This window comes from uncultured Paraglaciecola sp., from assembly GCF_913020055.1.
Taxonomy (GTDB): Bacteria; Pseudomonadota; Gammaproteobacteria; order Enterobacterales; family Alteromonadaceae; genus Paraglaciecola.
In genome coordinates this window covers 1-5,143 of sequence record NZ_CAJWCF010000167.1, presented here as the reverse complement: position 1 = coordinate 5,143, position 5,143 = coordinate 1, and the positions used below count along the sequence as shown (strand labels likewise).

Sequence of the window (5,143 nt, the reverse complement as noted above, 5' to 3'; positions counted from 1 at the left end):
TGTGCTACAACTACACTTGGTTTAATCAATAAAGGAGATGCATCTATTGAAGCTGCGAAAAAAGCAGGTAATATATCAGAAGTAGCTTCTGTTGATTATCATACAAAGGGCTTTTATCCTTTCGTAGGAAAAACCTGTGTGATTGTGACAGGAAGGTAGTTAATAATCGCTACTTGGTGCTAAAAGCAACTGTGTATCGGTTACTTTTAGCACCCTTGTACTGAGCTAGTCCTGCCCTAATATGGTTGCCGACTGGCCGGGTGGGGACTGACTACTTATACATAAAATGTAAACAAAGTTATATTAGGCTTTGTTAGAAATTAATGCCCTACTTTACTTCTTGTTTTTTAGTGTCAGTTTCTTCTTTTTTACTGGTGGCTTTTTCTGATTCTTTTTTATCGTTTTTAGACTCATCAGATAGGCTTTCTTTTACTTCCGTTGTATCATCAGAGACAATTTTTACTGCATCATCAAACATTGAATCAAAGTCAAATGCATGAACATTAAAAGATAAAAATGAAGCCGTAATGGCTGTAAATATAACTAATTGTTTCATATTAATACCTGCAATAAATATAAAAATTAGTATTACTCTAGCATATTATTGTTAGGTTAGAGCCAATTAGCGTAACAAATATATCTTTTTACGCACATCATGTATTATTTTGATGACATCGTATTTGATAATCCAGCTATCGATAAACGAGTTAGGGACAGAAAAGCATTAACTTTTTATCTTATTTTCCCGAGGCGACATGTTTACGCTACCAGATAGCTTCTCAAAAAGTTGGCACACCGTGAAAATTGATTTCATTAGAGCATATCTACATAAAAATTAAAAATTTGGTCACTGATTGGTCTTCGGTTGTACAACAAAAAAATGAAAATACCGCAACGAGCTTATTGACCCAAGCGCGAACAACTCAGTTGCAATTAGACATAGTGCAATGCTTAGTAGAACAACCTTGGTCTTCCAACGTTTAGTTCTGTTTGAAAGAAACTCAGTGGAAATCTGATTTAAACCTTATTTTTATTGGTTAATTATTTTTGAAATTTGGTCAAGCATTATAAAAAATGATTTAGCTAATCGATTTTTTATACTTTACCTACACTAGTAACATAAAGATTATATAAGTAGAAAAACAAGTTAAGGCCATGACCTTACATTTCTGTTAACTCTAACAACTCAATAGTTGTGGGTTAATAACCCATAAAAACTATAGGAGCGCCCATGAAAGCGTCTGATTTATTTATTAAGGCCCTTGAAGCAGAAGGTGTTGAATACATCTTTGGTATTCCAGGTGAAGAAAATCTCGACTTGTTGGAATCTTTGCGAGAGTCACCAATCAAACTCATTTTGACCCGTCATGAGCAAGGCGCTGGCTTTATGGCTGCTACTTATGGTCGACTAACCGGTAAAGTCGGGGTATGTTTGTCGACGCTCGGTCCAGGAGCTACCAACCTTGTAACTCCTGCTGCCTATGCACAACTAGGTGCAATGCCGATGTTAATGATAACTGGACAAAAACCAGTTAAAACCAGTAAACAAGGGCGTTTCCAGGTGATTGACGCTGTAGATATGATGCGCCCTATTACAAAATACACCACCCAATTAGTCAGTGGTGACCGCATCCCATCAGCAGTTCGTGAGGCATTTCGATTGGCTCATGATGAACGCCCCGGTGCAACACACATCGAGTTGCCTGAAGACATTGCAGCGGAAGCCACCACTGCGCACTTGTTGTCAGCTAGTGTGAGTCGACGTCCTATTGCCGAATATAAAGCGATTAATAAAGCCATCGAAATGATTGAAGCTGCTAAGGCTCCTCTATTACTTATCGGCGCTGCAGCTAATCGTAAACTAACCTCCAAAATGCTTAAAGAGTTAGTAGATAAAACAGGAATTCCCTACGTCACAACTCAAATGGGTAAGGGTGTACTTAATGAAAGTGCAGAGTTATTTATGGGCAATACTGCCTTGTCTGCAGGTGACTTTGTACACCGTGTTATTGATAGCGCCGACTTAATCATCAATGTAGGCCATGATGTGGTAGAAAAGCCACCTTTCTTTATGAAGGATGATGGGCGACAGGTAATACACATAAATTTTGAGCCAGCAGCTGTTGACCCCGTGTATTTCCCACAACTAGAAGTAATTGGTGATATAGCCAATACTATCTGGCAAATGAAAGAACAAGTTGTCGCACAATCTAGCTGGGATTTTAGTTTCTTCATTACAGCGCATAAGGCTTACCTGGCACATAAAGCTGAAAGTGAAAACGATGACCGTTTCCCTATTTTACCGGAACGTTTTGTTAAAGACATTCGTACGGCGATGCCAGATGACGGCATAGTCACTCTAGATAACGGCGTTTACAAAATTTGGTTTGCTCGTAATTATCCAGCAGCGTTGCCAAACACCTTGTTGCTAGACAATGCTTTGGCGACCATGGGTGCAGGTTTACCTTCGGCTTTGGCGGCTAAGATGGTACATCCAGATAAACCAGTGATCTCTGTATGTGGAGATGGTGGCTTTATGATGAACAGCCAAGAGTTGGAAACTGCAGTGCGACTTAAACTGCATGTAGTAGTGATCATTCTCCGTGATGATGCTTACGGCATGATTAAATGGAAACAAGCTAACATGGGATTCGAAAATTTTGGGTTAGATTACGGCAACCCAGATTTTGTTAAATACGTCGAAAGTTACGGAGGTAAAGGCTGGCGTATTGCTGCGGCTGATGAATTATTACCTCAGGTACAAAAATGTTTGGCGGAACCAGGTGTGCACTTGATTGATGTGCCAGTGGATTATTCACTCAATGACGAAACTTTAAATCAAACATTGCGCTTGCGAAGTGCAGCCATTTAACCCAGATATTACCAAGGAGTTTTTATGTTAGCTAAAGCTTACCCCTATTATCTGGCTAATGAAGCCGTATTTGCCAACCAAGACTTGGCGATAACTAATAAATACACCAACGAAGTGGCGACTCATACTGCCCTTGCTGATGCTAAGGTCATTGACCAAGCTATTGCAGCAGCAGAAGCTAGCCAGCCTTTATTGAACAAAATGGCGCCTTACGAACGTCAGAATATTCTTAATCACTGCGTTAAACGCTTCGAAGAAAGGTTTGATGAGTTGGCTCATGCTTTATGTATTGAAGCAGGCAAACCAATCAAAGATTCTCGTGGTGAAGTAACAAGGTTAATTGATACCTTCAGAATTGCTGCTGAAGAATCTGTACGAATGCATGGTGAAGTAATAAACCTTGAAATAACACCTCGTGCTAAAGGTTATACTGGCATGTATAAACGTGTGCCAATTGGTCCATGTTCTTTTATTTCGCCTTTTAATTTTCCGCTAAATTTGGCTGCACATAAGGTGGCTCCTGCTATAGCAACTGGCTGTGCTTTTGTGCTTAAACCAGCCAGCAGAACGCCGTTAGGTGCCCTTATTATGGGAGAAATTTTGGCTGAGACTGATTTACCAAAAGGATCTTTTTCAATCTTGCCTTGTAGTCGTGATGGAGCTGATTTATTCACTACCGATGACCGATTTAAATTACTTAGTTTTACTGGTTCACCTCAAGTGGGTTGGGAGCTAAAGGCAAAAGCAGGCAAGAAACCCGTCATCCTAGAGCTAGGCGGAAATGCAGCTTGTATAGTCGATGCGGATTCAGACTTAGACGATGCCATTGAACGTATCGTATTTGGTGCTTATTATCAATCTGGCCAAAGCTGCATCAGCGTGCAAAGGGTCATTGTACATGAGTCAATATACAACGACTTCAAACAACGTTATACCGAGCGAGTGGCAAATCTGGTCCATGGCGACCCACTGAATGAAGATACATTCATTGGCCCTATGATTTCAGAGTCAGAAGCCTCGCGTTTGGATAATTGGGTACAAGAAGCCGTTGCTGCTGGTGCCAATTTATTATGTGGCGGCAAACGTGATGGCAACATGTTGCAAGCTACTTTATTGGACAATGTTCCAAATGATGCAGCTATCAATACCGAAGAAGCCTTTGGACCCGTCTCCATCATCAGCTCATTTAGTGATTTTGATGAAGCCCTAAAAGAAGTCAACAATAGCCAGTTTGGTTTGCAAGCAGGTGTATTCACCAGAGATATCTATAAAGCTCATAAAGCTTGGGACGAACTAGATGTTGGTGGTGTAGTGATCGGCGACGTACCAAGCTGGCGAGTAGATAACATGCCCTACGGCGGAGTTAAAGAGTCAGGCTTAGGTAGAGAAGGCATAACCTTTGCCATGGAAGATATGACCGAGATTAGGCTAATGGTATTAAGAACCCCAAGCTAATCTTGAATACCAAGCCGCTTTTGGCGACAAACTTGAGCGAATTTCCCAAGTTTGTCGCTAAGTTTGTTCGTTCTTGAAAAAATTTTGTAGGATTTTTTCAGTAAACTCTTTTCTTAAATAAAATCCTCTTGGTCGGGTGCTAATTATTTGACCATTATTACCAATAGCATTAGTTAATACTTTGCCATTTGCGGCCTTGGGCCGTAGTTGTAAGTATTGACCGTGCCTTGCTGTAATATTTTCAATTTGACCAAGTGATATCATTTCCATCAACTCTTCCCAGTCGATTCGTAATTGATTGCCTTGTTCTATATCTGGCGACCATAAAAAGGGAGTCGCAATACATCTGTGTTGTGGGGCAACTTCGCGTCTGCCATCGATTGGCACCCATAGCACTTTTTGAATCTTATTTTTGACGCTGCTGGTTTGCCATTCTATGCCGGCGATATTGGTAAGCGGCGCAAAACATACATAAGTGGTTTCTAAAGGTTTGCCGTTGTCATCTATGGGTATGGTTTTTAACTCGATTCCCAATTGTGCGAAATCTTGCTGGGTTTTCGAGCCTGCGCTGGCACCAAGGCACAGTTCAATAAGTTGACCTGTCCAACCCTTTTCACGTTTGAAGTCTTTAGGAACTTTTATACGCGCTAGTTCGGCGACTTCACCTAGAGTTAGGCCTGCCAGTGCTTCAGCTCTTTGCATTAGCTCATTGATAGATCTAGGTTCGTCTTTTGGCATGCTAAACATTTTCATTTGTGCATTTTTACTTGTCGAATACTTTTTTTATTCCTTTGAATACACGGTAGTTTATGGAAG

Annotated in this window: 5 protein-coding genes; 3 read left to right on the top strand and 2 right to left on the bottom strand. The window is 40.7% G+C overall.

Annotated features, from left to right (window positions below; translation table 11 throughout):
• A partial coding sequence (locus QZ488_RS21600; protein ID WP_366509087.1) for a TRL domain-containing protein occupies positions 1 to 159 on the top strand: 159 nt, incomplete at its 5' end.
• Positions 160 to 328: 169 nt separating this feature from the next.
• Here the strand turns inward: QZ488_RS21600 and QZ488_RS21000 are convergent.
• A complete protein-coding gene (locus QZ488_RS21000; RefSeq protein WP_293752433.1) occupies positions 329 to 556 on the bottom strand; it encodes a hypothetical protein in 228 nt (75 codons plus the stop codon).
• A 675-nt stretch (positions 557 to 1,231) separates the two neighbouring features.
• Between QZ488_RS21000 and QZ488_RS20995 the strand changes: the two genes are divergently transcribed.
• On the top strand, positions 1,232 to 2,872 hold the full coding sequence (locus QZ488_RS20995) for an acetolactate synthase large subunit (RefSeq protein WP_293752431.1): 1,641 nt from the start codon (positions 1,232 to 1,234) through the stop codon (positions 2,870 to 2,872).
• A gap of 24 nt (positions 2,873 to 2,896) precedes the next feature.
• Positions 2,897 to 4,327, top strand: a complete 1,431-nt coding sequence (locus tag QZ488_RS20990) for an aldehyde dehydrogenase family protein (protein ID WP_293752429.1) — start codon at positions 2,897 to 2,899, stop codon at positions 4,325 to 4,327.
• Between the two features lie 57 nt (positions 4,328 to 4,384).
• Here the strand turns inward: QZ488_RS20990 and mutH are convergent, their stop codons facing one another.
• Positions 4,385 to 5,080 carry a DNA mismatch repair endonuclease MutH gene (gene mutH / locus QZ488_RS20985; protein WP_293752427.1) on the bottom strand — a complete coding sequence of 232 codons (696 nt, stop codon included), beginning with the start codon at positions 5,078 to 5,080 and terminating at the stop codon, positions 4,385 to 4,387.
• Positions 5,081 to 5,143: the final 63 nt, after the last annotated feature.